The sequence below is a fragment of the Halopiger goleimassiliensis genome (assembly GCF_000455345.1).
Classification (GTDB): domain Archaea; phylum Halobacteriota; class Halobacteria; order Halobacteriales; family Natrialbaceae; genus Halopiger_A; species Halopiger_A goleimassiliensis.
The window spans coordinates 1,781,538-1,807,365 of record NZ_HG315690.1 but is presented as its reverse complement, the minus strand read 5'-3'; the positions used below and the strand labels follow the sequence as shown (position 1 = coordinate 1,807,365).

At 64.7% G+C, this 25,828-nt stretch carries 26 protein-coding genes and 1 tRNA gene; 15 read left to right on the top strand and 12 right to left on the bottom strand.

Features of this window, described 5'->3' with window-relative positions:
* Position 1: 1 nt before the first annotated feature.
* A complete protein-coding gene (locus tag TX79_RS08830) occupies positions 2–2,404 on the bottom strand; it encodes a hypothetical protein (RefSeq protein WP_049927085.1) in 2,403 nt (800 codons plus the stop codon).
* A gap of 341 nt (positions 2,405–2,745) precedes the next feature.
* On the opposite strand from TX79_RS08830, the gene TX79_RS08825 reads away from it, so the two are divergent.
* From TX79_RS08825 to TX79_RS08765, 13 genes are all read left to right on the top strand, one after another.
* A complete protein-coding gene (locus tag TX79_RS08825; RefSeq protein ID WP_049927084.1) occupies positions 2,746–3,723 on the top strand; it encodes an ROK family protein in 978 nt (325 codons plus the stop codon).
* A gap of 110 nt (positions 3,724–3,833) precedes the next feature.
* Positions 3,834–4,004: a DUF7331 family protein gene (locus TX79_RS19285; protein WP_154660487.1), complete on the top strand. Its 171-nt coding sequence runs from the start codon at positions 3,834–3,836 to the stop codon at positions 4,002–4,004.
* 94 nt (positions 4,005–4,098) lie between these two features.
* The gene (locus TX79_RS08820) at positions 4,099–4,296 is read left to right on the top strand and encodes a hypothetical protein (RefSeq protein ID WP_049927083.1); all 198 of its coding nucleotides are present in this window, start codon (positions 4,099–4,101) and stop codon (positions 4,294–4,296) included.
* Between the two features lie 96 nt (positions 4,297–4,392).
* On the top strand, positions 4,393–5,910 hold the full coding sequence (locus TX79_RS08815; RefSeq protein WP_049927082.1) for an LVIVD repeat-containing protein: 1,518 nt from the start codon (positions 4,393–4,395) through the stop codon (positions 5,908–5,910).
* Between the two features lie 101 nt (positions 5,911–6,011).
* Positions 6,012–6,377: a NifU family protein gene (locus TX79_RS08810; RefSeq protein ID WP_049927081.1), complete on the top strand. Its 366-nt coding sequence runs from the start codon at positions 6,012–6,014 to the stop codon at positions 6,375–6,377.
* Between the two features lie 134 nt (positions 6,378–6,511).
* Entirely contained in the window at positions 6,512–7,069 is a 558-nt protein-coding gene (locus TX79_RS08805) for an amino acid-binding protein (protein ID WP_049928333.1), read from the top strand.
* Complete coding sequence (locus tag TX79_RS08800) at positions 7,069–8,016, top strand: homoserine dehydrogenase (protein WP_049927080.1); 948 nt, start codon at positions 7,069–7,071, stop codon at positions 8,014–8,016. The genes TX79_RS08805 and TX79_RS08800 overlap by 1 nt, the downstream gene beginning before the upstream one ends.
* Before the next feature lie 423 nt (positions 8,017–8,439).
* The gene (gene tuf, locus TX79_RS08795) at positions 8,440–9,708 is read left to right on the top strand and encodes a translation elongation factor EF-1 subunit alpha (RefSeq protein WP_049927079.1); all 1,269 of its coding nucleotides are present in this window, start codon (positions 8,440–8,442) and stop codon (positions 9,706–9,708) included.
* On the top strand, positions 9,709–10,017 hold the full coding sequence (rpsJ, locus tag TX79_RS08790; RefSeq protein ID WP_004215311.1) for a 30S ribosomal protein S10: 309 nt from the start codon (positions 9,709–9,711) through the stop codon (positions 10,015–10,017).
* Between the two features lie 223 nt (positions 10,018–10,240).
* Positions 10,241–10,900, top strand: coding sequence for a rhomboid family intramembrane serine protease (locus tag TX79_RS08785; RefSeq protein WP_049927078.1), 660 nt, complete (start codon positions 10,241–10,243; stop codon positions 10,898–10,900).
* A gap of 179 nt (positions 10,901–11,079) precedes the next feature.
* Positions 11,080–11,151, top strand: a tRNA-Ala gene (locus TX79_RS08780).
* 545 nt (positions 11,152–11,696) lie between these two features.
* Positions 11,697–11,948, top strand: a complete 252-nt coding sequence (locus tag TX79_RS08770) for a hypothetical protein (protein WP_049927076.1) — start codon at positions 11,697–11,699, stop codon at positions 11,946–11,948.
* Positions 11,949–12,141: 193 nt separating this feature from the next.
* Positions 12,142–13,845 carry a DUF7845 domain-containing protein gene (locus tag TX79_RS08765; RefSeq protein WP_081655520.1) on the top strand — a complete coding sequence of 568 codons (1,704 nt, stop codon included), beginning with the start codon at positions 12,142–12,144 and terminating at the stop codon, positions 13,843–13,845.
* Between the two features lie 357 nt (positions 13,846–14,202).
* Here the strand turns inward: TX79_RS08765 and TX79_RS08760 are convergent, their stop codons facing one another.
* The 7 genes from TX79_RS08760 to TX79_RS18990 form a co-directional block, all read right to left on the bottom strand.
* The gene (locus tag TX79_RS08760) at positions 14,203–14,577 is read right to left on the bottom strand and encodes a hypothetical protein (RefSeq protein WP_049927075.1); all 375 of its coding nucleotides are present in this window, start codon (positions 14,575–14,577) and stop codon (positions 14,203–14,205) included.
* Positions 14,578–14,753: 176 nt separating this feature from the next.
* Positions 14,754–15,932 (bottom strand): ATP-binding protein, encoded by a 1,179-nt coding sequence (locus TX79_RS08755; RefSeq protein ID WP_049927074.1) that lies wholly within the window; start codon positions 15,930–15,932, stop codon positions 14,754–14,756.
* The gene (locus TX79_RS08750; RefSeq protein WP_049927073.1) at positions 15,929–16,735 is read right to left on the bottom strand and encodes a hypothetical protein; all 807 of its coding nucleotides are present in this window, start codon (positions 16,733–16,735) and stop codon (positions 15,929–15,931) included. Before TX79_RS08750 ends, TX79_RS08755 begins: the two co-directional genes overlap by 4 nt.
* Positions 16,732–17,277 carry a hypothetical protein gene (locus tag TX79_RS08745; RefSeq protein ID WP_154660486.1) on the bottom strand — a complete coding sequence of 182 codons (546 nt, stop codon included), beginning with the start codon at positions 17,275–17,277 and terminating at the stop codon, positions 16,732–16,734. The genes TX79_RS08750 and TX79_RS08745 overlap by 4 nt, the downstream gene beginning before the upstream one ends.
* Positions 17,278–17,281: 4 nt before the next feature.
* Complete coding sequence (locus TX79_RS08740) at positions 17,282–18,985, bottom strand: hypothetical protein (protein ID WP_154660485.1); 1,704 nt, start codon at positions 18,983–18,985, stop codon at positions 17,282–17,284.
* 105 nt (positions 18,986–19,090) lie between these two features.
* Positions 19,091–19,522 (bottom strand): hypothetical protein, encoded by a 432-nt coding sequence (locus TX79_RS08735; RefSeq protein WP_049927070.1) that lies wholly within the window; start codon positions 19,520–19,522, stop codon positions 19,091–19,093.
* Between the two features lie 70 nt (positions 19,523–19,592).
* Positions 19,593–19,865: a winged-helix domain-containing protein gene (locus TX79_RS18990; protein WP_081655519.1), complete on the bottom strand. Its 273-nt coding sequence runs from the start codon at positions 19,863–19,865 to the stop codon at positions 19,593–19,595.
* A gap of 606 nt (positions 19,866–20,471) precedes the next feature.
* On the opposite strand from TX79_RS18990, the gene TX79_RS19280 reads away from it, so the two are divergent.
* Together TX79_RS19280 and TX79_RS08730 are read left to right on the top strand one after the other, a co-directional pair.
* Positions 20,472–20,639, top strand: a complete 168-nt coding sequence (locus TX79_RS19280) for a hypothetical protein (RefSeq protein ID WP_154660484.1) — start codon at positions 20,472–20,474, stop codon at positions 20,637–20,639.
* Positions 20,636–21,646: a tyrosine-type recombinase/integrase gene (locus TX79_RS08730; RefSeq protein WP_049927069.1), complete on the top strand. Its 1,011-nt coding sequence runs from the start codon at positions 20,636–20,638 to the stop codon at positions 21,644–21,646. The genes TX79_RS19280 and TX79_RS08730 overlap by 4 nt, the downstream gene beginning before the upstream one ends.
* A 332-nt stretch (positions 21,647–21,978) precedes the next feature.
* Here TX79_RS08730 and TX79_RS08725 read toward each other — a convergent pair whose 3' ends face one another.
* The 4 genes from TX79_RS08725 to TX79_RS08710 form a co-directional block, all read right to left on the bottom strand.
* Positions 21,979–22,176 (bottom strand): hypothetical protein, encoded by a 198-nt coding sequence (locus TX79_RS08725; RefSeq protein ID WP_049927068.1) that lies wholly within the window; start codon positions 22,174–22,176, stop codon positions 21,979–21,981.
* A 75-nt stretch (positions 22,177–22,251) separates the two neighbouring features.
* On the bottom strand, positions 22,252–23,730 hold the full coding sequence (locus tag TX79_RS08720; protein ID WP_049927067.1) for a lipase maturation factor family protein: 1,479 nt from the start codon (positions 23,728–23,730) through the stop codon (positions 22,252–22,254).
* A 73-nt stretch (positions 23,731–23,803) separates the two neighbouring features.
* Positions 23,804–24,331, bottom strand: a complete 528-nt coding sequence (locus TX79_RS08715) for an MOSC domain-containing protein (protein ID WP_049927066.1) — start codon at positions 24,329–24,331, stop codon at positions 23,804–23,806.
* Positions 24,332–24,616: 285 nt separating this feature from the next.
* Complete coding sequence (locus TX79_RS08710; RefSeq protein ID WP_049927065.1) at positions 24,617–25,813, bottom strand: 3-hydroxyacyl-CoA dehydrogenase; 1,197 nt, start codon at positions 25,811–25,813, stop codon at positions 24,617–24,619.
* Between the last annotated feature and the right edge of the window lie 15 nt (positions 25,814–25,828).

Below are 25,828 nucleotides of genomic sequence, written 5' to 3'. Positions count from 1 at the left end.
CTTACCCCCGTGAACTCGAGGCAGCGATCGTCGGCGGTTCGGGGACCGTCTCCGGCGCGTCGTCGTAGGCGTCACGCACCGACCGGCCCCATTCGGAGCCGGAGAAGACGGTCGTGAGGTAGTCACGTAGCAGTTCGTCGGCGGTTATCCCGCGTTCGTATCCCGGCACGTCGGCATCGACCTCGTAGAAGTCGGGGATCTCGTCGAACTCCTGGTAGACCGTCGTGAGCGAGTGCTGACCGGTCCCGAGGAGTCGACAGTGTTCCGGCGGCTCGAGTCCGAACGCGACACAGCGGTCCCGCTGTTGACAGCGGAGGTTCTCGTCGATCACCGTCTGTAACTGCTCGGGCGTCTGGACCAGCCGAACCGGCAGCGAGACGCGCGCGTACGCCTCGCCATCGGGAACGGCCGCCTCCCGGACGACGGTTCGCTCGTCCCTGTCGATGACGGCGATCTGCAGCTCCGAAACGTCGTTGACGGAGCCGTCCTCGACGGCAACCCAGACCTCGTACCGGACGGCGTCGTCGTCGAGGTCGACGCCGTCGGGATCGACCGGCCGTTCGACCGGGTCACAGAACGGAACCTCGTCCGCGGAGTGGCTCGCGTGTTGGGCGAGATACTCGTCGAACAGGTCGGCAACCTCGTCGGTCGAGAGGTCGGCGACCGCCTCGCGAACGGTCTCGATCCCGCCGGGCGTCAGATGAGGCTCGAGAACGTCGAACTCGTGTTCGCGGTGGACCCAGTAGACGGCCTGTCCGCGGACGAACTCGAGTAGCCGTCGCTGGAACGACGAGAGATCGCTCGAGTAGTCGCCGAGGTCCTGGGGAACGTCCCCTTCGCCGGCGTTGGTCGACACCTTGCCGTCCGCTCCGACGGTGATCACGTGTTCGATGTCGTACCGATCGATTACTCGGAGCTGGACCGTACTGGCGGTTTCCTCCTCGATCTCGACCTCGAACGCGGTATCGTCCGGCCACCAGTGGCCTCGCTGGAGGTTGAGCCGCGTCTGTAGCTCGGCCGCGACGAACCGGTCGGTCGGTTCCTCGACGACCGTCCACAGGTCGGAGACGATCCGATCGAGTTCGTCGACGTCCTGCTGGTCGAAGAGGAAATCGGCGAGGGCCTCGGTCGCTGCGGTCAGCGGCGTCCCGACGTCGGCCTCGTCCCCGACCAGGTCCCGAATGCGTTCGAACTGCGACATCGCAGCATCGATATCTCCGCGCTCGACGTTCGCTTCGACCCCGCTGGCGAGCGCTCGCGCATACCGGTTCGGGATTCCCGTTTCGGACGGGTCGTGGGCCTCGTACAGATCGGCGAGTCGGTCGAGCTTTCGGTGGCCAGCCTCGAAATCGCCCTCCTCGTCGAAGTAGTACGTGGCTGCGCTCCGGAGCGCGTTCGCGTAGTAGTTCGCGATTCGGGCCACGTCGTCGTGCTCCTCGTAGAAGGCGGCGAGCCGGTCGAGTTTCTGCTCGACTGCCGCGGACCGCTCGGCCTCGACGCGGTGGTAGACCGCGTTCCGGTAGTACCAGCCGAGCAGTTTCGGAAGCCGATCGTCGTCGTGTTCCTCGAGCAGCCGTTCGACCCGGTCGATCGCCGCCTCGGCGGCCTGGAACTTCTCGTTGTTCCCGTACGACCAGACTTTCGGGTGGGTTCCGTGTGCCAGCCAGTAAGCCATCTCGTCGGATTGGTAGCGCTTGTACAGCCCCTCGATCCGACTCGCCAGCCGTTCGGCTTCGCCGAAGTCGAACCGACCGCGGGTGTAGCTCGCTCGTGCCGCGTAACTCAGCGCGCCAGCCAACCGTTCGTTGAGTCGCTCGCCGGGATACTCGCGGGCCAGCGTCTCGATCAGCTGGTAGTTGGCGTGGATTTCGCTGGACTCGCCCCGATCGAGGGCGAAGTGGAGGTCGGCTTCTGTTAGCAGTGCATCCGCCAGATGGGCCGCAATCGCCTCGGTTCCGTGGCGCTCGTGCAACTGGTTGAGCGTGGGTATCTCGTCGGCGATCGCCTCGAGATCGTTCGCGTCCGCGTGGGCTGCAACCAGTTGTGTGGTCGCGAACGCGAGCCGTTCCGCGCGTTCCGGATCGTCGTCGTCGTACAGCGCGTCCAGCCGATCCCGGTAGCGGCGAATGTCGTCCGCCGAGAGCTTCTCCTGTCGGTTCTGGCAGCCCTCGACTGTCGTAGCGGCCGCTACCCCCCGAACGAGCGACGAACGGATCGCCGCCGCGTCGTGTCGGTCGTCCAGTTCCTCGAGCCGGTCGATCCAGGCCGCCTGTCGGTCACAGGTATCGGCCTCGACCGACGCCTCGATCGCGTCGGCGAGCGTCTCGGCCAGCGCTTGGGGCCGTCCCGCCGACTCGAGCGTTTCGATTCGATCTCGTATCGAGTCGATATCTCGCGTTGTCATCGTAGCGTCTCTCTATTGGGTACGGAGGCCTAGTCGACTACGGAGTAGCCCCCCACCGTTCGCTGGAGATCCGAGGTCGGCCGTGCGTAGCTGGCCCCATCTCGTGCTCCAGTGACGTGTGTTCCTGTAGTTCCGACAACGAAGCTGAAAATTTATTCGGTCTAGATGAGCTTACGTAAAACAATCGTGTCCGGTAACACGTCGCTCGACCTACTTCGACCGGCGACAGCGACCGGAGCGAACGTCCGCGCGCCGTCGAACGCGTCCGCTCTTTGGGATTCTCACTCGCTGGCGAGTACATCTGTGTAGTTAAGTAGCGCCGGGTCGGCCTAACGGACAGGATGGGCTACTATGCCGGCGTCGATCTCGGCGCGACCAACGTCCGGGCGATCGTCGCCGAACCCGACGGCACGACGATCGGCGTCAGTCGAAACGCGACGCCCCGCGGACCGACCGGGATCGACGTCACCGAAGGCGTCCTCGAGACGCTTCGCGACGCGTGTACCGACGCCGGCGTCGATCCGACCGCGATCGAGGCCGCAGGGATCGCTTCGATCGGTCCGTTCGATCTCGCGGAGGGGGCCGTCGTCGATCCGGCGAACCTCCCCGATTCGATCGATCGCATCCCGCTGACGGGGCCGGTCGAGAAACTGATCGACAGCGAGGAGGTCTACCTCCACAACGATACGAACGCCGGCGTCATCGGCGAACGGTTCTACTCGGACCGCAACCCCGACGACATGGTCTACATCACTATCTCGTCGGGTATCGGGGCCGGCGTCTGCTGTGACGGCCACGTGCTCGAGGGCTGGGACGCCAACGCCGGCGAGGTCGGCCACTACGTCGTCGATCCTCGCGGCCGGTTGACCTGTGGCTGTGGTCGCGAGGGCCACTGGGAAGCCTACTGCTCCGGGAACGGAATTCCGGAGTACGCGCGCCTGCTGGCCGAAGACGATCCGACGACGGCGACCGACCTCCCGCTCGAGGATCCGGACTTCACGGCGAAGGACGTCTTCGACCTCGCCGGCGAGGACGAACTGGCCGACTACGTGATCGATCAACTCGCCCACTGGAACGCGATCGGCGTCACCAACGTCGTCCACGCGTTCTCGCCGATCGTGGTTTCCTTCGGCGGGGCCGTCGCCCTTCACAACGAGGACCTCGTCGTCGACCCGATCCGCGAGCGCGTCTCGGAGATGGTGATGACGAACGTCCCGGAGATCCGGGTCACGGAGCTGGGCGACGACGTGGTCGTCGAGGGGGCGCTCGCGAGCGCGCTCACCGCCGGGACGGGCGACCGGCAACACTACCAGGGCTAACGCCCACCCGTTTCCGTCGGCAGACCGCCGCTCGAGCGATCGGTTTTCACCCACGGAGAATCCACACGACGGTTTAGGGACTGCCCGTGGACGCCTCACTCGATCCAGGTATGGACACGGACAACTCCGACGCCAGGCCGTCACGCGACCGCGCCGAACGTGCCGAGGCCGTCATCATGTACGACGCCGACGAGTTCACGATTCTCTGTGACGAGCGCAATCCCGCGGCGTGGCTCTCGGTCGACGCCGAGGACTCCGTGTTGCTCGTCGACCATCGGTGACCGTCGGGCGCTACCGCTACGACCCGATTCGACCGCTACGCTTCGGTCGCGAGCGGCAGGTTGCTTTATGCGTGTCCGGGTGGTAGCGGGGCGTATGGACGAATCGACGGCGCTTACTGCGGGGTTCGTGGCCCTCCTGATCGGGTTGGCGATCGTTCTCGCCGGCGTGTTCATGGGCGAGGTACTCGTCGTCATCGTCGTCGGCGGGATCATCGGTCTCTTGGGCATCGCCGGGTTCACTGCCGCGGCTTTCAAGGCCGAACGGGCCGCCGAATCCGGCGAGGCCCACTAACGTACCCGCGAGGCGGCTGCGTGTGCTCGCTGTCGAAGGCGTTTCGATACCTGTACGTCTTGAACTTATTTACTACGTCACGTCGAATCCCGGGCTATGCGACGGAGAGCCCTCCTTCGGACGTCCGGTGTCGCCCTCGCCCTCTCGAGCGTCCCCGCACTGGGAACGGCAACTGCCCAGGACGGGACCGAAAGCGGCTACGAGCCGCTCGGTCGGGTCGAGGTCGACGGCGCTGCGGAGGCGGTCGTCGGCGACGACGGCGAAACCGCCTACGTCGCTGCGACGGACGGGTTCGCGTCGGTCGACGTGACCGATCCCACGGAACCGACGGTACTCGCCGAGGAACGGAACCTCGAGGTCGACGGCGACCGGGTGACCGAGGCCCTGGACGTCGACGTGGACGGCGATCGACTGGTCCTCGCCGGACCGGCCAACCAGTCGTTTCAGGGGGTTTTCGAGGGGTTCCTTTGCTACGACGTGAGCGATCCCGCCGAGCCGGAACTCGCCGGCGACCCCTACGAGACCGGCTTTCACATCCACAACTGCTATCTCGACGGCGACGTCCTCTACGTCGCCGCGAACTATCAGGACGAGAACCAGCTGGTCGTCTACGACGTCGCCGACGACGAGCCGACGGAGATCGGTCGCTGGTCGCTCCTCGACCGGGAACCGGAGTGGAGCGAGGTCGACTGGCTCGTCCGGTACCTCCACGACGTCACCGTCCACGACGACGTCGCCTACCTCGCCCACTGGGACCCCGGAACGATCCTCCTCGACGTCAGCGATCCGACAGCGCCGGAGTACCTCTCGACGGTCGCCGAGACCGACCTCGAGGAGGCCCGTTCGCTCCCGGATCAGGAGGCTCAACTGGGATTGCCGGGCAACGACCACTACGCGGCCGTCGACGAGACGGGCGACCTCCTCGCGGTAGGCCGGGAGGCCTGGGCGACGGGCGGGGACGGGCCGGATCGGCCAGGCGGGATCGACCTCTACGACGTGAGCGATCCGAGCGCGCCCGAGCACCGCGCGACGATCGAAGCTCCCCGGGCCGCTGTCGAAGCGTACGGCGGCGGCCTCTGGACGACCGCGCACAACTTCGAGCTCCGGGACGGGACGCTCTACTCCGCCTGGTACCAGGGCGGCGTCGCGATCCACGACGTGAGCGATCCGTCCGATCCCCTGGAGCGCGCCCGATGGCGTGATCCGAACGTCGCCGGGTTCTGGACGGCTCGCGTCCTCGAGCCCGGCGAGACGTTCGTCGCCAGCAGTACCGAGTTCATCCCCGGTGCGCCGACCGAGGGCGGACTCTACACCTTCCCGATCGAGGACGGTGAGCAGGCTGATCCCCCATCGCTGACCGACCCCGACGACCTCGAGATTCCGCTCGAGGACACTGCGTCGGAGGGTAGTGAAGCCGACGAAGAAGGAGGGAACGAAACGGCAGCAGACGACGAACCCGCGGCCGCTGACGGGGGCGACACGGGCGGCAACGAAACCGACTCGACCAGCCCCGACGACTCGATCCCCGGGTTCACCGCGACCACCACGGCCGGCCTCGCCGGTGGTGCTCTCGCGCTCGAGTGGGTCCGCCGCCGATCGCGCGACGGTGAGTGACCCGCGGCCAGCGCGAAATCGGCGGTGATCGTTCGTGGTCGTTCCTGACGGTTTCGAGCGGTCTGCACAACCTATACGCCGCTCGAGTGCCAAGTGGGGGTATGTCCGAATCCGACGCCGACCGTCCGCTTCGCGATCGCGTCGAGGAGTGGCTCAGCCGGGAGATGCCGATCATCCAGATGCACGGCGGAACGAGCGCCGTCCGGAAGGCCGACCCCCAGTCGGGCGAGGTGATCGTCGAACTCGGCGGCGGCTGTGCGGGCTGTTCGATCAGCGACGTGACCTCGGGAAACATCGAGGCGGCGCTCCTCGAGTGGCCCGAGATCGAGGACGTGACGGTCCGCGTGCCCGATCCCCGGGAGAGTCTCGGCGGCCCCGAGCAGGCCGAATCGATCATGGGCATCGATAGGACCGAAGGCGGTCGCGGCGACTGGGGCTCCTCGAACCCCGGCGAGGACCACCTCTGACGCCGCGAGGACGCGAGACGGTCCCGGAACGTCGGTGACGGTCAGTTTTGGGAAGTCCTATATCCTTTTACGCACCAATTACGGAGTCGTACCCATGACGACGTGTGGACGTCCGCGACTGGGAGGTGACGGCGATGGGTGACGAGTCCGCCGCGGAAGACGGTCCCGAGACTGACGGCGGCGTACGCCCCTACACCGTCAGACTCGAACTCGTCGACGAACCCGGCGAGTTGCTTCGGGCACTGTCCCCGATCGCCGACAACGGCGGCAACCTGCTCTCGATCCACCACGAACGGGGCAACATCACGCCGCGCGGGCACATCCCGGTCGAGGTCGATCTGGAGTGTCCGCCCGACCGGTTCGACGACATCGTCGAAGCCCTCCGGGACGCCGGCGTCAACGTGATCCAGGCCGGCGCGGAACAGTACGGCGAGGAGATCAACGTCGTCCTCGTCGGGAAACTCGTCGACCGGGACCTCTCCGAGACGCTCTCGCGCATCGAGGACGAGGCCGACGCCGCCGTTCTCGACCTCTCGCTGGCCGCCCCCGAAGGTACCGACGGTACCGCGAGCGCCCGGATCCGCCTCGCCATCGACTCCGGCCGCTCGGCCGAGGCGCTCGAGGCGATTCGCTCGATCGGCACCGGGAAGGACCTCACCGTCGTCGAACCCCTGCTCGGAGGTGATGCCTGATGCGACTCGCGATCCTGGGTGCCGGGGCCGTCGGGCGATCCGTCGCGGACCTGGCGGGCGAGTACGGTCACGAGGTCGTCGCGCTCGCGGACTCGAGCAGCGCGGCCGTCGACGGCGACGGCATCGACGTCGAGAGCGCCCTCGAGCGCAAGGCCGGCGGCGACGGGGTCGGTACGGCCGATCCCGAAGCCGTCTTCGAGACCGACCACGACGTCCTCGTCGAGGCGACGCCCACGACCCTCGGCGACGCCGAACCGGGTTTCACGCACGTTCGCCGGTCGCTCGAGGCGGATCGACACGTCGTCCTCGCGAACAAGGGTCCCGTCGCCGAACGGTACGACGAACTCCGCGCGCTGGAGGCCGACAGCGCGGGGTCGATCCGCTTCGAGGCGACCGTCGGCGGCGCTATTCCGGTGCTGTCGACGATCGAGGACTGCACGCCCGAGGCCGTGACCGCCGTTCGAGGCGTCCTCAACGGGACGGCGAACTTCATCCTCACCCGGATGGCCGCCGAGGGACTGGACTACGAACACGTCCTCGCCGAGGCCCAGGATCTGGGCGTCGCGGAGGCCGATCCGACGTTCGACGTCGACGGCACCGACGCCGCGCTGAAGTTCGTCATCCTCGCGAACGTGCTCAACGACGGCGGCTTCTCGCTGTCGGACGCGACCGTCGACGGCATCCGCAACGTCCCCGGAAGCGCCCTCGATCTGGCCGCCGAGGACGGCCGGACCATTCGGCTGATCGGCGAAGCCACCCGGGAGGGCGTCCGCGTCGGTCCGCGACTCGTCCCCGAGAACGGCGCGCTCGCGGTGACCGGGACGCGAAACATCGTCCAGATCGAGACCCGCCACGCCGGATCGCTGGCCTCGAGCGGTCGCGGCGCGGGCGGCCCGGAGACGGCGACTGCCGTGCTGTCCGACGTGGGCCGGCTTCCGCCGTTGTAACTCGAGACGGGCGGCGCGGCTGGCGAACGCGTCTCGCTTTCTCTCGGGACCGCCGTCCGACCGCTCGATCGCAAGACCGGGCGGACGGAACTGCTCGAATAGTGGCTGTCCACGACGGCAGGGACGTCACTGCCGAACGTAATCGCGCACGTATGCGCAAACGGAATCTCGAGTCGCGAGGCGTGAAGCGGTCGCCCGAGTCGACACAGGGTCGGTGGGAACTCTTTCGGACGTGTCGTGGGAAAGCGATGGTCGACGGGTCGCGATCGGCCGGCGCTCCCGAACGACCGGGCAGGCAAATCGTGTGGTACCGACACAAACCGCAAGCAGGCGTCGGGTTGGGTCGAATACGCTTTCGAAATGGTTTTAACCGCAACGAGCCAAAGAGACCGATATAAGCGCCTCTGCGCGTGAGCTACAACAATGAGCGAAGACAAACCGCACCAGAACCTGGCCATCATCGGCCACGTTGACCACGGGAAGAGTACGCTCGTGGGACGACTCCTCTACGAGACGGGGAGCGTACCCGAGCACGTCATCGAACAGCACCGAGAAGAGGCCGAGGAGAAGGGCAAGGGCGGCTTCGAGTTCGCCTACGTCATGGACAACCTCGCCGAAGAGCGCGAGCGCGGTGTCACCATCGACATCGCCCACCAGGAGTTCGACACCGACGAGTACTACTTCACCATCGTCGACTGTCCGGGCCACCGCGACTTCGTCAAGAACATGATCACGGGGGCCTCGCAGGCCGACAACGCCGTCCTCGTCGTCGCCGCCGACGACGGCGTCGCGCCCCAGACCCAGGAGCACGTCTTCCTGGCCCGCACCCTCGGCATCGACGAGCTCATCGTCGGTATCAACAAGATGGACGTCGTCGACTACGAGGAGTCGACCTTCGACGACGTCGTCGACGAGGTCAACCAGCTGCTCAAGCAGGTCCAGTTCCAGACCGACGACGCCTCGTTCATCCCGATCTCGGCCTTCGAGGGCGACAACATCGCCGAGGCCTCGGACAACACGCCGTGGTACGACGGCCGCACCCTGCTCGAGGCCCTGAACGACCTGCCCGAGCCGGAGCCGCCGACGGACGCGTCGCTGCGCCTCCCGATCCAGGACGTCTACACCATCTCCGGTATCGGTACCGTCCCCGTCGGACGTATCGAGACCGGCGTCATGAACACCGGCGACGACGTCGTCTTCCAGCCCTCGGACGTCGGTGGCGAGGTCAAGACCATCGAGATGCACCACGAAGAGGTGCCCAAGGCCGAGCCCGGTGACAACGTCGGGTTCAACGTCCGTGGCATCGGCAAGGACGACATCCGCCGCGGTGACGTCTGTGGCCCCGCCGACGACCCGCCGAGCGTCGCCGAGACGTTCGAGGCCCAGATCGTCGTCATGCAGCACCCCTCGGTCATCACCTCGGGCTACACGCCGGTCTTCCACGCCCACACGGCCCAGGTCGCCTGTACGATCGAGTCCATCGACGCGAAGATGGACCCCTCGAGCGGCGAGGTCACCGAGGAAGACCCCGACTTCATCCAGTCGGGTGACGCCGCGAAGGTGACGATCCGCCCGCAGAAACCGCTCAGCATCGAGCCGGCCGACGAGATCCCCGAACTCGGGAGCTTCGCGATCCGAGACATGGGCCAGACCATCGCGGCCGGTCGAGTGCTCGACGTCAACGAGAAATAAATGCAGCAGGCACGCGTTCGACTCGCGGGCACCAGCCCGGACGACCTGGACGACATCTGCGACGACGTCCGCGAGATCGCGAACAACACCGGCGTCAACCTCAGCGGTCCGATCCCGCTGCCGACCAAGACCCTCGAGGTTCCGACCCGGAAGTCGCCTGACGGCGAGGGCACCGCGACGTGGGAGCACTGGGAGATGCGCGTCCACAAGCGCCTGATCGACTTGGACGCCGACGAACGCGCACTCCGCCAGCTCATGCGCATTCAGGTGCCGAACGACGTCTCGATCGAGATCGTCCTCGAAGACTGAGGCGGTCCGCTGTAACGGTCTCGGCGCAACCGCAGGCGGACGCGGGTTGCGCCGATCCTGACTTACGGCGGATCGTATGAGACGCACGCCGCGCACATTTTCCGTTTATCACCTCCGTAGCGACAGCGCCGTCGTGACGACGCCCGATCGACCGGCCGCGGTAAGCACTCCGTACACCGCGTAAGCCGTGGGGACTTTTGTCCCTCGCCGCCGGACGGTGGGTATGGGCAACGGGTCCCGGCCCCAGTCGACCGACGGTTCGGCCAGCCCCATCCTCGAGTTGCTGGCCCTCTTCGTCATCGTCCACGCGCTTCAGTTGGTGACCGCGCTGCTGGGGCTGATGGGCACGCTCTTCGTCCTCGCGCCCCCGCTGTCGGTCAACCCGTGGACGATCGTCACGAGCGTCTACGCCCACGGTGGACTGGGGCATCTCGTCTCGAACAGCGTCGCGCTCGTCGTTTTCGGCTGGCCCGTCGCCCGCGCGACGACGCGGCTGCGATTCCACGCGTTCTTCCTGGTGACCGGTGCGATCGCCGCGGTCTCGCAGATCGTACTCAGCGGGCTGTTCACGGGGCTGCCCGTTATCGGCGACTGGTTCCAACTGCGGCCGGTGCTGGGGGCCAGCGGTGCGATCTTCGCCCTGCTCGGCTATCTCGTCGCGTCGAACCGGCTCTCGGTGGGCGTCTCGTCGTTCGTCTCGGTCCCGCGGTGGGTCGCGATCCTCGTCTTCCTCGCGCTGGCCGTCCTCGTCACGTTCGCGACGGCCGCCCCCGGCGTCGCGCTGATCGCCCATTTCACCGGTTTCCTCCTCGGGTTGCTCGCCGGGCGGGCACGCGTGTTGAACGTACGCTCGAGCGCCGGTGCCGATCGGCCGGCCGTTTGATACGGAGTGCTGTACCGATGTACCGGCGCAACCGCGACCCTGGCGGCGGTTGCGCCGGAACTGACGTACAGTAAACCGTGGGAGGACGCGGCTGCTCGAGAGCGGCGATCGTGGGGCGCTCTCACGATCTGCCCACGAAACACAAGGTACAAATAGAAACCCCGGTTAGAAACGGGCGAGGGCTCGTAGATCAGCGGCAGATCGCTTCCTTCGCAAGGAAGAGGCCCCGGGTTCAAATCCCGGCGAGTCCATCCCTGAAAAAGGCGATTTCGAAGGTGTCGAGTTCGGCACCTTCACCCGCCTTTTCGGTCGGTTTTCTCGTTTCACCACCCGATTAGAGCGGCTGGTCTCATCGCGAATCCAGTACTGGAGTTTCTGCACCCCTTCGCCGTCCATCGGTGAACCGAGTAAATCGGGGTGGTCGGCGTGAAGTCGCTCGAGGATCTTCTCGCCGAGATTGACCGGGACGAACTCGAGCGGCGGGTGTGGACTCGGCCCGACCCGCGAACCTCTCGAGAGTTCGTCTGTCCGGAGTGTGAAGCCCGCTGTACCCGGTTGCTCAACAAGGACGGCGAGGCCGGGCACGCGAAAGGGTGTTCGCGTCGGTTGGTCCGAACGGGATCGGCTCGTAAACCGCCGCTTCTCACCGATGGGGGTGAATCGGAGCGATGACGGTTGGGTTCGTCCGTGCCAGTCGTCTGTACGATGTCGAGAGTCGGACACCCATCGCGCACCCGGCTGTCCAGTCAACCGACCCCGACCATCGGTGCGAGTCCGAAAACCGGGGTGAGTCGGCGTGAACGTCTCGATTCACCATACCGGACTCGGATACGAGTACGTCCGGTGCCGCGTCGGTGATGATGACTCGACAGTCTACATCCACCAACTGGTGGCCTGCCTCGAGAACGACCCGAACGACGTGTTCGGTGACGAGTTCGACGTTCACCACTTGAATCACGTTCCCTGGGATAATCGGCCTAAGAACGTCGTTCTCGAGGAATCTCGGGACCACCGCTGTTCGCACTTGGAGGGGAGGACGCCAGCATGACCGAAGACTTGACGGCCTTCGGTCTTGAGCCGCAGGACCCTCCAAAAGAGGAGGGAGGCCCCGCTGAAGACGAGTCCGAGCAGGTCTGGTCACAGTGCGTAGATTGCGAGTATGCTGGGTATGAGGTGAAAACGCGGCTCCAGCAGCCTGTGCCGCTCTGTCCGGCGTGTTTCGTCAACCGGGAGGGATTGCGATGACGAGCGGGCCGATTAAAGCCGTCGAACCCGCATACCACGAGTTCGACGCAAACGCGATATTCCCGACTCTGAAACCCTGGTTCGCCGCGGATCACACACTGAAGCAGTCGGGTGGTAGCGCGACCGGGGAGTTTACCCGCGATGGACAGCGATGGGTCGTGAAGCTCTATTACACGGAGGGGAACCTTCTACCCCCTGAATCCGGCGAAACCCCCGCTGGGACACCGATCGAATTTGAGACCATCCGCGAACCTCGGTTCAAAATCTATCGGCACCCCGATGAAGATCCGACCGGCGAGCAGGATTTCAGCGTTCACATGGCCCCACGCTGGCAGGGCCTTCGGGCCGAGAAAGGCGACGGGACCGAGACCGAGATCGACATTCCGCCGAGTCTCATCGAGGGGGTGAACTGCCGCATTCAGGGCAGTAACATCCCGTTTGATCGATACGTTCCTCTGCTCCGTGAGGCTGCCGCCGTCGTCGGTATCAACTCCGACTATTTCCGCGACCTGCACGCAGCGAGCAACGTTCAGGACGCCGCTGTGTACGTGCGAGTTGATACCGACGAGAGCGGCCCCGTCCACGCCCGAGACGGACCTATCGCGAGCATGGCGCACCTGCTCGAGAACGACAGAGAAGGCTACAGAAAGCTCGTTCAGAACGACGACGATGAACGCGGCCGGAACCTACCGGGATACTATCACACTGTCACTCTCGGCCCGAGGCGGATCGGTGAGGCCTTCCCCTCCCATCACACCCCGAAGGAGGTCAAACACTACTACGCGAGAGAGGCGAAATCCCTGCCGAAAACCGATCCGTTGCGGCATCCGAAGGTCGAAGCCGCATATCAGGCGAGTCGCTGGGACGAAACGATTCACTGGGACGACCTTGAGCGCCTGTACGACGAACTCACCGAGACCGTTCTTTCGGTACTGGCTGACGCTGGCCTTCCGCTTGAACCGCGAGAGAGCGACGGACACCCCTACGTTCCAGACGCCTACTTTGACGCAGACAGCACGCTGTACGAGGATAACCCCGTCACGACTCTGAACCTCACCCGGATTCGTAACGAACAGGAGTCCGTCGTCATCCGGCATGTTGCGGACGGACTCAGCCCGGTTCAGTGGGAGTCTCTGCGGACTCTCGTTACGGACGGGGGCGAAGTGTCCCCTACCGACATAGCCGATGAGAACGACCGTCATCCCGAGAGTGTCCGCCGTGCGCTCCGTCAGTTAGATGACCTCGTTGAGCGCGAGTATAACCGGGTGAGCCTCGCCAGCAACTACGTAGGCGAACTTGTCCACGACGCGATTCAGGATGCTAAGAACGCCACACGCCGCGCCGTCGAGACCGGCGCGAAAGCCCTCGAGGCTGCCGACCGAGACCTCGATGAAGCGACGTCTGCCCTGGTGGCATGGGCATCCCGTCACGGTCTCCGACTGAACGAGACCGACGAGTACGTGAAGATCGAGTTTGACCGCCTCGAGGCCGAGAGCCTGGAAGAAGCAAAACGCGAGATCCGCCGCGCCCTGCGGGACGGCATGGGCTTGTGGGCTGATGCGGAACGGGACCCGAGTAAGTTCATCGGCGGCGAGTACACGGCCGTCGTCTCCTACGACAAGTACCCCGACGCGACCTACCTCACCGAGCAGGTGACAACGACGATCGGCGGCACGATCGGCCAGGAACTCCCGACGTAGCAGCGTGCCCGGTTAGTGGCAACACTGTTCTACGCCCTCTTTTCAGGCACTCTTTTCCGGTTTTAGCCCCGGTTCGGCGCGTGCGACGCGAGGCGACCGCGCCTCCCTTGCCGTCCGGCGCGGTCGCCTCGCGTCACCCACGCCCCGATTCCAACGGCAGGCGTTGGAATCGGGGTTAGGGGTGTCGCTAAGGCGACTGAACTCAAAACACCCCGCCCCCGCTTCGCGCCGCAGGCGCGAAAACGGGGTCCCCCCCTCAGCACCGCCCCGCGACCGGCGCGGCCCCAGCTCCACGAGTGGCCCGACAGCACGTCCGGCCCAGCTGGGGCGGCGCAGCCCGACGGCCGCGCCGGTCGTTCAGAACACGTCCTCGATCGAGACCTTCGCCTGCTCGGTCCCTCGGTGAGATCCCCCGCCGTGCCAGCGAACCATCGGGAGCCTCGAGGCCGCGATCGTCGTCGTCGCCAATACCTCGCACCCCCGCCCTCGAATCCGATACACGGCGAATCCGTAGTGACCGCCCGCCTCCTGGAGGCGTTCGTGATACTCGCGATAAATCTTGAAGTTCCCCGGCTGTCCGTCCGCGTGCGTCCGTTTCGTGGCCTTGAACTCCCACGGAACGCCGTTCTTCACCCCGTCGTGCCAACTCGACCGCTCCAACTCGACACCGTACTTCTCGGCCAGGTGGTACTCGCAGGCAGTGCCGTACTTGTTCGCTTTGTGACTTGGCATCCGTAATATGTATTATTTCTGTCTTTTCCGCGCCTCGCGCGCCGTTATATATCAACTCCTCACCGTGTATCGACGAGCCTCGAGCGGATGGGCCGCGCGAGCGGTCCCTTCGGTCCCGCTCGCCCATAGTACGGGGGAGGGGGTCGCAACTGCAACACCGCGTTGTCCTGCCGCCGTCATGCGATTACAGATTCTACCTGTTGCACCTGATCCGCGTACTTCCCCTCCTCCTTCCAGGCCTTGTATCGTCGCGAGCAGGTAGAGGCATCCCAGGGCGTCGATTTCGCCACATCCCGGTATGCAACAGGGTTCTCCTGCTCCCGCATCTGCACGATGTTCCACATCGCGACCGCCTCCACCGTCTCCTCCTCGAGGCCGTCCCGATCGTCGCGGGAGTCCTGCCAACTCCACGAGGTCGGTTCCTTGTCGTTGTAGCGGTAGTCCGTCGCCGGGATACCCTCGAGAGGCTTCCCGATCTGGTTCCTCAGTTCGCCGTTCTCGCTGATTGTCTCGCCGACTCGTGCCGTTTTCAGGTCCTCCTTCTTGATGATCGTCGCCATCTCGCGCACCAGCGGCGCGACCGACTTCGGATCGTGGCCGATGATGATGATAGCGCCGCCGTACTTGCGGATTTTGAACAGTAGCGGCCCCATCTTGGTCCGCATCGTATACCCTTGCTCGCCGACACCAGAACCGGCGGAAGACACCTCGTCCCACAGGAATAGCTTCGGAACCGGGTTCCCCTCGAGAACGTCGCCGTCCTGCTTCAGCCACTCCTTCAGTTCGCCGTAGGACGCCAGCCAGCCGTCACGAACGTTTCCGTCCTCGTCCACCCAGTCGTCGGTCTCCTCGAGCGTCTTGATGTTGCTCGCGAGCAGCGCGTCAGACGGCTGGTCGTTCTTCCACAGTTGCGACAGGAACGCGCCCAGGTTCGTCTTGCCCGCCCCTGGCGGTGCGTAGATGTAGATGATGGGGGCCGGACCGTCCAGAATCAGGCCCTTGAACCGTTCCATCGCCTTGATTCCGGAGATGTCAGCCCGCTGGTCCGGGTCGCCGAAGAAGTGCTTCAGGGTCGCCATGTCGCCTGTGTCGAACGCCTCTGTGAACGTCTCTGTCCCCTCCATTCGGAGGATACGACGATACCCCTTCAGGTCCTTGGCCTGACCAGGGGCCGCCTCCGGCTGCTCCCACAACTCCGGTTCGAAAAACTCCTCCCGGATCGACATAGCGCGGGCGATCTGCTCGTCTCGGATCGTCCCCGCGTGGTTGTGAGCGCGGTCGTTGTCGCGCTTCAGATGGCCGTCTCGCCACTCTACTGCTCCTGCTGCCGTGAATAGGTCCTGTTCGTCGGTCATCGGTCAGTACCTCCGTCGGTTGCTGCATCAGGCTGTTCTGGTGGTCGTTCCGGGCCGATCGGCTCCGGCGACCACATCGCTCGCTCCTGCTCCGCGTAGGTCTCGAGAGAGTCGACTTCCAGGGCGTCGTCGTCTTCACGCAGGTCCTCGAGGGATTCTTCCCACGATTCGGCGACGATCCCGCGCGGCTCCATCAGGCCCCGCTCAGTCGCCTCTGCCTGCGCGTTGACCACCGCCTCCTGCTGCTCGAGGCCGCGTCGTGTCTCGCGTGCGCGAGCGTGATTGAACTCGACCCACTTCTTCGCGAACTTCTCATGTAGGTCGTGAACCAGCGTTTTGAACGTCACAAGTGCCGAATCCTGCATTTGGGACATGTGCGCGCCTCGGACCCGGAGTTGGCCCAGGTCCTCGTCCCATTCGAACTCGCGTACCTCCCAGCACTCACTCTCGTCACACCAGTACGGAGACGGCCCCATCGTCTCTTTCTCGTCCCACACAGCCGGCTCGACGTAGTATTTCTCTCGAACGTCCTGGGCAGCGTTGATGTGGAAAACCGTCTCCATGCGCCGCTCTCGGAGCTTCCTGACGCCCTGCACAAACAGCGCGAGCAACGGCGGCCCCAGGAGCGTCAGCGCCGCGAGCCAGCCGAAAACGATCGGCGGAATGCCCGGCAGCGACGGGCGGAACCAGACGATCGCCGCGCCGACCGAGACAAGCAGACCGAGTACGACGAGCTGGGCGTTCGCGACGACGTAGGTCACGCGATCGCGCCAGTCGCCGAACGTCGTACTCGTCTCGGTCACGCCTCAACCACCCCGCTTTCTTCCTGTCGGATGACGATAAACGCGCCCAGAGCGGCCAGTGCGACCGTCATCGCGATGCCGCTGAACAGCCCGCTCGTGCCGCCGAAGTGGCGGAACGGGTCCTCTGCCCGTTGGCCGGTGGAGATGTACGCGCCGCGCTGCTCTTGCTGCGCGAGCGGCGTCGCGAACGACAGGGCTGCGCCGCCGTCGTCGTGGACGACTCTGAACGTCTCGACCGATTCCCCGGCGGGAAGCCGTCGCATATAGTACGCGAACTCCCCGGAACCCTCCTCGAAATCGCCTGATTCGGCGATTGAGACTTGGGTCGCCTCCTCTGCGTAGAACTCGACGCGGAACTGGCCGTCCGAAAACGACCAGTCCATGATGTGCGTCTGCGAGTCGATCGACTGGTCTATCTCCGACGCGTTGATCGCCGTCTCGTTGCTCGAGTCCTGTGCGGCGACCGCGCCCATCACGCCCATGCTCATCGCGAGCGCGACGGCCACGGCTGCAACCGTAAGCAAACGCGAAAATCGAGTCATGGTATCAGTCGCCTCCGAACGGGAGCAGGTCAGTCACCCAGCCGACGGCACCGAGTACGACGACACCGATGATGCCGAAGCCGAGCAGTTGCACGCCCTGTCCGATCCCTGAAAGCGGATTGCCGGGCAGGCCGATGTTCCAGCCACCGGGTTCTTCGGCTTCCTCGATTAGGTCGTTCTGTTCCTGCCGGATCTGCTCGAGTTGGTCCATCATCTCCTCGATCTGGGCGGGGTCGTACTGGACGGACTCCTCGGCGTCGACGTTCTCGACAGGCTCCCCGTCGGCGTCGGTCGCCTCGAGAATCGTGAACGGCTGTTGGAGTTGATGGAAGTCTGTCTCCTGTTCGCCGTCCTCGTTGAGGAACGTGTAGCGCAGTGTGACGGTCCCCGAGAGGTCGTCCGGGTCGTAGGTTTCGCCGACGCTAAAGCCGTCTTCGCCGGGCGTGTCGGTCGTGTAGATCGACCCCTCTACCTCGAGATCCTCGTCCTCGAGGCGCACGTCCATCGGCTCGTCCGTGCGCGGAATCCCGAGCATCGAGGCCGCCATCGCGCCCTGGAACGCCTCGTCGTCGATCTCGTTGCGGAACTCGAGGTACGCCGTCGTCGGGTCCAGCACGTCCTCGGTGTCGATGTCGGACGGATCGTAGTACGAATACGCTTGGTCGATCGTACCTTGAAGTTCTCCGTAGGCATCCGCGAACTGCGTGGATAGCGCGTCTAACGCGTCATCGTACCGGAAGACGTTCACAGCAATCTGGTCAGTCGATACGACGTCCACCCGGTCAGTTCCCTCCTCCTCGTGGATCGGGTTCCCATCGGCGTCGTTCGGGAACGCACCGAGAAGGTTGTGCGGGGACAAATCACTCGGCATCCCGTTTACAGCGTTCTGCGCGACGAAATCCGGGTACGCAGATACGTCGTTCGTCCAGTTCGAGATCGGAATCTCTGGAGCCTCGAAGATCGTCGTGGACCCATCGATTAATTCCACCTCGATCTCGTACCAGTCGACCGGGTTTTCAAGGCCGTCGTGATACCACTCAGGTTCTTCACCGGCCTCGATCGCCGCCGCGAAGTCCTCCTTCGTGTCCCGACAAGCCCAGAGGACCTGTCCGGGATCGGTGTTGTCGTGAGTCAGCAGTTGCTCGTAGTAGTGAATCCACTGGTTGACGTGACGCTGACAGCTACGGAGGATGTCCTCCTGGAGCAGCGCGCAGTGTTCTTCGAGGGCTTCGTCGCGGGCCTGCTCGGCCGCCTCTTGGTTCTCGTCGTTGCCGATCGCCTCGGCAATCTGGGCCATACCCTTCGGAACCAGCACGTTCTGCAGAAACGCCACGTCGTTCTCGTAGGTCGAGATGAGATCACGGAAGCCGATGCGGAGATCCTGCGAACCCGTGTGAATCGCCTTCCGAAGCGCGCCCTCTCCGGTGTAGTGTTCGTAGTCCTTCCGATCACCGAAGATAGCGCTCAGCGTTTGGTTGACCGGCATCACCATCACGTCTTTCACTGCGACAGCGACGTTGTACGTCGTCTCCCACGGACCCGTCGGGTCGTCCTCGTCGTCCTGGGCGCTGGCTGTTCCGGCGGTCGCCGCCGTCGCGATCGACGCTGCCGCGAGCTTGCCGAACTGCCGGCGGTTCATCGCCAGCGAGCAGCCCGGCTCCACCTCGTGGGCTGTGGGCTGTTGGCTACCGGAGTCAGTCGCCGACACTCAGATCACCCCCAGGTAGGCGAGCGCGATTCCGAGCAGTACCCCACCGACCAGGCCGATGATCCACTGTTGGGTTGGTGTAAGAGCCATGTGTCGAAACCTCCGTTATTTGTACGCCAGCACCCAGAATCCGGCCGCGTTCAGGATCACCATGAACGATCCGACCCACCAGAACTGAGTCACCGTCTCGTTGACCGCCGGCACCAGCGCGATCAGCAGGTTCAGAATCACCATCAGCAGCACCGTCACCGATTCGAGATCGTTCAGGTCGTCCCACTCGGTGATGCCGTTGGAGATCCAGGCGACGAAGATCGTCACCATCGTGATCGTGAACGCCCAGGTGATTTCGCTACCGTAGGCGCTGTAGATCACGTCGTTGAAGCCCCAGTCGAACGGGAACGTGCCCGTCTCGAGTACGAACAGCCCGGTCATCGAAATAGTCGCGAGAACGAACAGCGGTGCGAGCACGCTGTCGATCACGTCGATTCCGTCCTCTCGGTTGAGGGCTCCCGCCCCCGGAAGTGAACTCGTTGCCATACTGCAACAGGCGAGACGTCCAAGAATCGGTTAATAAATCTACGTAGCGAGAGGTTGGAAAAGTGGTGCGTTAGTCCTTCTCTATGGACTCAGCATCTAATTCGCCCTCGAGAAATCGTTCCCCTGTGTCAGTTATAATATAGTATCCAGAATCGTCCACTTTCTCAGTAAGCCCGTGATCGCAGAGCCGGTTTAGCCTCCGTTTTACTGTTGATCGATGAGGTGATGCACGATTCTCGTATTCGAGATTGAAATGGATAACACGAGGAGGAAGAGCCTTGCCACTCTCGTGTAGAATCTCCAAGATAGGTTCGTCATATTCACTCCACCAACTCGGTTGCACAGTACCGTGTTTCTAATCCGGTACCATATAATCAAGAGATTGATGGGTAATACTGTTTGTTGCAAAGTACAACAGATAGGGTTACCCTTATGCTGGATGCAACAGATAGGGTTACCACGGAAGCTACACGCGGACCTGACTGTCGTAGGTCCTGATGAGTAGCGGGCCGGTGTTGGTGGCACCGGGTCCGCGAGAAGCTCCCGTATCCGAAGTACGGAAGCATGATACCGATCACATGGACGGGAAATAAAACTCCGGTCCGATCGCTCCAATCCACTCGCTGCCTTGAGCAGCGCGCGGTTTCGGAGTGTGTTTTCCGTACTTTCGGAAGCGACAAATCAGACGACACAGAACCGCTTTCCGAACGATATGGCCGTTGGAACCTCTATCGGAAAGTGTCGGAAACGACCCTCTTAACACTAAGAGAGGCTGGTTCGATCACTACTATTCACCGACGGACAGCTACCGCGCACGCTACTTGTTGGAGCAGGGAGCGTGCGCGGTTCGTCCGCGGTCCCAGAACACTGAGACCATGCGCGAATGCACGCTTCACCACGGTAAGAGTACCGAATCCAACCATTCCGTTGACACGCTGGAGGTGGGCCGATGAGTACCGAACCGGCTCACACCGGAACCTGCGACACGCCGCGGTGCGACGAACCGGCCGAGACGATCACGCCGGAGGGGTACGTCTGCGAGGCGTGCGCTGCGAAGCTCGCCGCCCACTACGAGAGTACGCGAGAGCGCGACGCCGACGCGCGAGGTGAACGATGAGCGACGAACTCGAGCCGATGACGCCGCAAGAAGGGGTCGAGGCGTTCCTGGCGCATCGAAAGCCGAGCGTCGCCGAGTCGACGTACTACAACAACCAGACGACGCTCGAGCAGTTCACGGCGTGGTGCGCGGACAACGACATCGACAACCTGAACGACCTGACGGGCCGGGACTTGGCCCTGTTCGTCGCCCACCGTCGCGAGAAGGTGAAGCCGATCACCCTACAGAAGAACCTGAGCGCGATCCGTGAGTTCCTGGCGTGGGCCGCTGACATCGAGGCCGTCCCGGAGGGACTGAACGAGAAGGTCCACGCGCCGGAGGTGCCCGACGGGTCCGAATCCCGGAGCATCAAGCTCGAGCGGTCCCGCGCCGAAAAGATCCTCGAGTATCTGGATCGGTACGAGTACGCGAGCCGGGATCACGTCATCATGGCGATCCTCTGGCGGACGGGGATGCGTCTGTCGGCGCTCCGGTCGATCGACCTGTGCGACCTCGAAGGCGAGCATTTCGCGATTTACCTGAAACACCGTCCTGAGACCGGGACGCCGCTGAAAAACAAGGAGCGGAGCGAACGATGGGTCTATCTCGGCCCGGAGTGGTACAGCATCGTCTCCGAGTACATCGAGGTGAACCGGATCGATCAGACCGACGAACACGGGCGAGAACCGCTGCTGACGACTCGAGAAGGTCGAATTTGCGGCGGAACGATTCGGGATACGGTATATCGGTGCTGCCAGCCGTGTCTCGTCGAGGATTGCCCGCACGACCGTGAACCGGAGACGTGCGAGGCTGTCGGTGCGGCGAACGTTCCGTCAAAGTGTCCGTCCACCCGCTCACCGCACGCTATACGGCGCGGAGCGATCACCGGCCACCTGCTCGAGGACGTACCGCCGGAGATCGTGTCCGACCGGATGGACGTGTCGCTCGAGGTGCTGTATCAGCACTACGATGCCCGCCGCCCGGACGAGAAAATGGAGCAGCGGCGCAAGTTCCTGGAGGGGGTGTGAACGATGATCGCTGAAACACTCGGAACCCTACGCCGTCGGGCGAATATTCTGGTTCCCGGCGAGTCCATGATTTTTGCGCCGCGAGCAAATCCTCGAGTGGCGCGAATGGAGTTCGTCGGACGTACCAGCCGACGGCCGCCAGGATTCCGACGACGATCCAGCGCCGATCGAGAGCCACACATCGAGTTTCGCCACGAGACCGACGGCGAGAGCGCGAGAATTCCGATCGCGAGGGTACCGAACGAGCGGGCGATCGGGTGACGGTGACCGGCCGCCCCGTCGCCAAGTCCGGGGGACGACTAGGGTCGTTCCACCCGTCGGGTTTTCCGGCCTCAGTACTCGAGTTCCGTCCAGATTCCGCCCGCGAGCCCCGTGGTGCCGACCAGAACCAGACCGACGCCGACGAGCCACGGCGTCGACGGTGCCGCGGAGAGAGTCACCAGCCAGAGCCCGGCGACGAGCGCGAGACCGCCGGCGACGATCAGTTGGACGAACCGCTCGGGGCGTTGCCAGCCCTGGCGTCGGGCCATGGAGGCACGTCGTCGCGGGAACGGAAGGCTCCTTCGTCCGCTCGAGCCCGGACTGCCGCGGTCCTGACGGTGCCGTCAGCGTCGCGGGCCGAGCCGCATCGGTCGTCGGCCGCGTACCTCCGCCAGGGTGGTGGACTCGACGTACGTTCCAAGGCGCGTGCGAACCCACCAGTCGCCGGTCTCGGCGCGCTCCGCGGGCGTGGTGAACCGGTAGCGGTAGCGCACTACCCGAACCCGCTCGGGCGGCGTCCCGTGGAACGGATCGTCCTCGAGCAGCGACAGCGTCGCCTCGTCGCCCTCGAGCAGGGACTCGAGAAACGACAGCAGCCACCGCTGGCGAGGGCCCGGGCGGGGTCGCATCGCGGCGAACCACAGCTGCCAGTCCAGCCGGAGGTGGTACGGTGCCCACTGGGACGGCCGCTCGTTTGGGTCGGTGGGCTGGCCCTCGAACTCGTAGGCCGTCCAGTCGTCCTCGTCCGGGTCGGATGCACGGGTCCCCTCGACGACGAGCTGGTAGCGGGTGCTGGTGATCGAGCCGAACGCGCCGTAGCTGTTGACCAGGTGGAGCGGATCGTAGGCGGTGTTCATCACCTGTCGTTGGGAGAGCATGTTCGCCACCGGCCGGACGCTCCGGACCGCGACCAGCGCGGCCACCGCCAGCGCGACCACCTCGAGGTAGGTCGGCGTGGGCGCGGTGACGGGGCTCGAGACACCAGGAACGCCCGTCAGCACTCCGTCGCCGAACGTGGCGATCGCCTGGACGATCGTTAGCGCGTTCAGGAAGGCGAAGTTCCCGGTGAGCATGAGCCAGAGCTGGAAGCCGATCGTGGCGACGCCGCCAACTGCCGCGTACGGTTGGGGCGCGAAGTAGAGAAACGGGATCGCCAGTTCGACGACGTGGTTGCCCAGCACCTCGAGGCGGTGAAAGCGGTCGGGGAGGTGGTGGGCGAACCAGCTCAGCGGGTTCGGTATCGGCTGGGTCTCGTAGTGGTAATCCAGGCACGTGAGGTCGCGCCAGCAGTCGTCACCGCGGATCTTGATGAGGCCAGCGCCGAACATGTTGCGAAACAGGACCCACTGCAGCAGCCAGATGACGATCATCGGCGGTTCCGCGGGTCCGGCACCGAGGAAGATCGCCAGAAAACCGGTCTCGAGCAGCATCGACTCCCAGCCGTAGCCGTAGAACAGCTGGCCGGCGTTCACGAACGAGAGGTACAGCCCCCACATCGTCGCCCACAGCAGGATCGACGCGGGAACGGCGTAGGGGGTGGGCAGCCAGTACGGAACGCCGACCAGTGCCGCGATCGAGAGGGCGACGCCGGCCCACGCCGCGAGCCCGATGACGCGGTCGTCGGGCAGCAGGTAGAACAGGCTCGGGCGCTCCCTGAACGCGCTGGCCGCGACGTAGTCGTCGATGGGCAGGAGGCCGTCCTTCCCGGCCAGCGGCCGGAACTGGTTCGCGGCGACGAGAAACGCCAGCAGGTAGACGATCGCGAGTCCGCGCTGGAACAGCCACCGGACGAGCCAGTATCCCTCCGCACCCACGGGATCCATATCCGGCCCTCACACGCGGGTAGCACAAGTAAGCCAGGTCGACGCGCGACCGCGGGATCGACGCGTCGGTCGGCTACTCGCTTGTGTCGGTCGGTCGTCCGCTCGCGTTCGACGAACCGTTCGACGGAGCGATCTCGACCCCGTCTCCGACCGCGATCGTCCCCGACTCGAGGACGTTCGCGTTCAACCCGCCCCTGTGTACCAGCGCCTCGGCAGCGCCCTCCCGCTCGGCGAGCGACTCCATGTAGCTGCAGGGCTCGCACAGTCGCTCCCCGACGAGGGTCGCCTCCCCGACCGTGAACTCGCGATCGACGAGGTGGTTCAACGGAACCCCTCGAGTCAGCACGTTCCGCCGGGTCTCCCGCGGCCGGATCTCGAGGTCGTACTCGCGCCGGGCCGCCTCGAGCGCCTCGACTTCGATCAGCGTGACGTCCGTGGAGTCCGGAAGGTCGTCGCGACGGTCGTACAGGCCCTGCTCGCGGAAGTAGCGATCGCCACGGAGGCCGCGACCGGCGACCGCTTCGACGCTGTCGACCGACTCCATCGTGTCGCCGGAGTCCGGCGCGATGAAGATACCCTCGGTAGTGCCTCGAGAACTCATGGCGGAACCGTGAGGCCGGCCGGGCAAAAGTCTTCTCGAGTTCCCGACCGATCGGGCCGCCGGCGATAGGCTACCCGGGCAACCGCGACTGGGTGGGACTGAAAGGGGCTGTCGCGCTCCGGGAAGCCGGACGACGCAAGGACCGCAACGCAGTGAGGACCGCAGCGAGTCCCGCGACCGGAGCGTGGCAGGGGCTTTCGAGGTGCCGGCATTCCCCGCAGCTACCGCTCGAGAAGGGGTCCGTACCGTCCCAAAAACCAAATCGAAAACCGAAAACGACCGATTTCAGTAGAACGTCTCGCCGTTCTTGGCCTTCTCGACGAGCAGGTCACACGGCAGCGTCTCGGCGAGTTTGTCCGTGTCTTCGTGGCGACTCGCCACTTCGGTCAGCTTCTGGAGAATCACGTCGGCACCGACCTCGTCGCACTTCTCGAGTGGCCCCATCGGCCAGTTGCCGCCGAGTTTCGCGCCGGTGTCGACGTCCTCGACGGTAGCGACGTCGTTCTGGACCATCTTGGCGGCCTCGTTGACGATGGGTGCCCAGACGAGCAGCGGATCGAAGCCGTAGCCGGCATCGACGGGAACGGTGGGTTCGTCCTGGTCGCTGTAGTCGTAGTAGCCGGCGTCGGCTTTCCGGCCGTAGCGGCCCTTCTCGTAGAGATCCTTGACGATCGGACAGACCTCAGTGTCGTAGGCCATCGGCCGGTCGTCCTCGAGGTGGTCCTCCTCACCCTCCACGCGTAGCTGGATGCCGCCGGTGAAGTCGGCGAGTTCGAACGGCCCCATCGGGAACCCTTCCTGGTACTTCATCGCGGAGTCGATCTCTTCGATGGAGTGTTCGCCCCGATAAACCATCCAGGCGGGACCCTCGCCGTAGGGACGCATGAGCCGGTTGACGATGAACGAGGGAATGTCCATCTTGCACCGGATGGGCGTCTTGCCGAAGGACTCGACGAGTTCCTCGGCGGTGTCGGCGACCCCGTCGGGCGTGTACTCTGTCATGATGACCTCGACGAGGTCCATCAGCATCGGCGGGTTGAACCAGTGGGTGCCAAGCACCTGCTCGGGGCGATCGGTCGACTCAGCGAGTTGAGTGATGTTCAGCCCCGACGTGTTCGTCGCGAGGATGGCGTCCTCGGGGGCGATGTCGTCCAGGTCCTGGAAGATGTCCTCCTTGACCGACTGCTGTTCGACCGCGGCCTCGGTGACGAACTCCGCGCCGGAGACGGCCTCCTCCTGGTCGGTGGTGAACGTCAGCCGATCGAGCGCGGCCTCGACGTCGTCCTCGGACGCGCCCCCTTTCTCGATGGTCTTCTCGTAGGACCACTCGACCTCCTCGCGGGCCTCCTCGAGTTGGTCCTCGTCGATGTCGTTGACGTACGTTTCGTAGCCGGCGAGTGCGGCGACGGCGGCGATCCCGCGACCCATCTGTCCGGCTCCGATCACGGCGACGGTCTCGATCTCGTCGGTGGTGACGACCATACGGGACGGTTTCGT

Coding starts and splice junctions, on each gene's coding strand:
- TX79_RS08815 (WP_049927082.1), top strand. CDS start 4,393: ATGCGACGGAGAGCCCTCCTTCGGACGTCCGGTGTCGCCCTCGCCCTC.
- tuf (WP_049927079.1), top strand. CDS start 8,440: ATGAGCGAAGACAAACCGCACCAGAACCTGGCCATCATCGGCCACGTT.
- TX79_RS08730 (WP_049927069.1), top strand. CDS start 20,636: ATGAGCGACGAACTCGAGCCGATGACGCCGCAAGAAGGGGTCGAGGCG.
- TX79_RS08725 (WP_049927068.1), bottom strand. CDS start 22,176: ATGGCCCGACGCCAGGGCTGGCAACGCCCCGAGCGGTTCGTCCAACTG.
- TX79_RS19280 (WP_154660484.1), top strand. CDS start 20,472: ATGAGTACCGAACCGGCTCACACCGGAACCTGCGACACGCCGCGGTGC.
- rpsJ (WP_004215311.1), top strand. CDS start 9,709: ATGCAGCAGGCACGCGTTCGACTCGCGGGCACCAGCCCGGACGACCTG.
- TX79_RS08710 (WP_049927065.1), bottom strand. CDS start 25,813: ATGGTCGTCACCACCGACGAGATCGAGACCGTCGCCGTGATCGGAGCC.
- TX79_RS08720 (WP_049927067.1), bottom strand. CDS start 23,730: ATGGATCCCGTGGGTGCGGAGGGATACTGGCTCGTCCGGTGGCTGTTC.
- TX79_RS08800 (WP_049927080.1), top strand. CDS start 7,069: ATGCGACTCGCGATCCTGGGTGCCGGGGCCGTCGGGCGATCCGTCGCG.
- TX79_RS08755 (WP_049927074.1), bottom strand. CDS start 15,932: ATGACCGACGAACAGGACCTATTCACGGCAGCAGGAGCAGTAGAGTGG.
- TX79_RS08825 (WP_049927084.1), top strand. CDS start 2,746: ATGGGCTACTATGCCGGCGTCGATCTCGGCGCGACCAACGTCCGGGCG.
- TX79_RS08765 (WP_081655520.1), top strand. CDS start 12,142: ATGACGAGCGGGCCGATTAAAGCCGTCGAACCCGCATACCACGAGTTC.
- TX79_RS19285 (WP_154660487.1), top strand. CDS start 3,834: ATGGACACGGACAACTCCGACGCCAGGCCGTCACGCGACCGCGCCGAA.
- TX79_RS08760 (WP_049927075.1), bottom strand. CDS start 14,577: ATGCCAAGTCACAAAGCGAACAAGTACGGCACTGCCTGCGAGTACCAC.
- TX79_RS08810 (WP_049927081.1), top strand. CDS start 6,012: ATGTCCGAATCCGACGCCGACCGTCCGCTTCGCGATCGCGTCGAGGAG.
- TX79_RS08830 (WP_049927085.1), bottom strand. CDS start 2,404: ATGACAACGCGAGATATCGACTCGATACGAGATCGAATCGAAACGCTC.
- TX79_RS08745 (WP_154660486.1), bottom strand. CDS start 17,277: ATGACTCGATTTTCGCGTTTGCTTACGGTTGCAGCCGTGGCCGTCGCG.
- TX79_RS08715 (WP_049927066.1), bottom strand. CDS start 24,331: ATGAGTTCTCGAGGCACTACCGAGGGTATCTTCATCGCGCCGGACTCC.
- TX79_RS08735 (WP_049927070.1), bottom strand. CDS start 19,522: ATGGCAACGAGTTCACTTCCGGGGGCGGGAGCCCTCAACCGAGAGGAC.
- TX79_RS08785 (WP_049927078.1), top strand. CDS start 10,241: ATGGGCAACGGGTCCCGGCCCCAGTCGACCGACGGTTCGGCCAGCCCC.
- TX79_RS08805 (WP_049928333.1), top strand. CDS start 6,512: ATGGGTGACGAGTCCGCCGCGGAAGACGGTCCCGAGACTGACGGCGGC.
- TX79_RS08820 (WP_049927083.1), top strand. CDS start 4,099: ATGGACGAATCGACGGCGCTTACTGCGGGGTTCGTGGCCCTCCTGATC.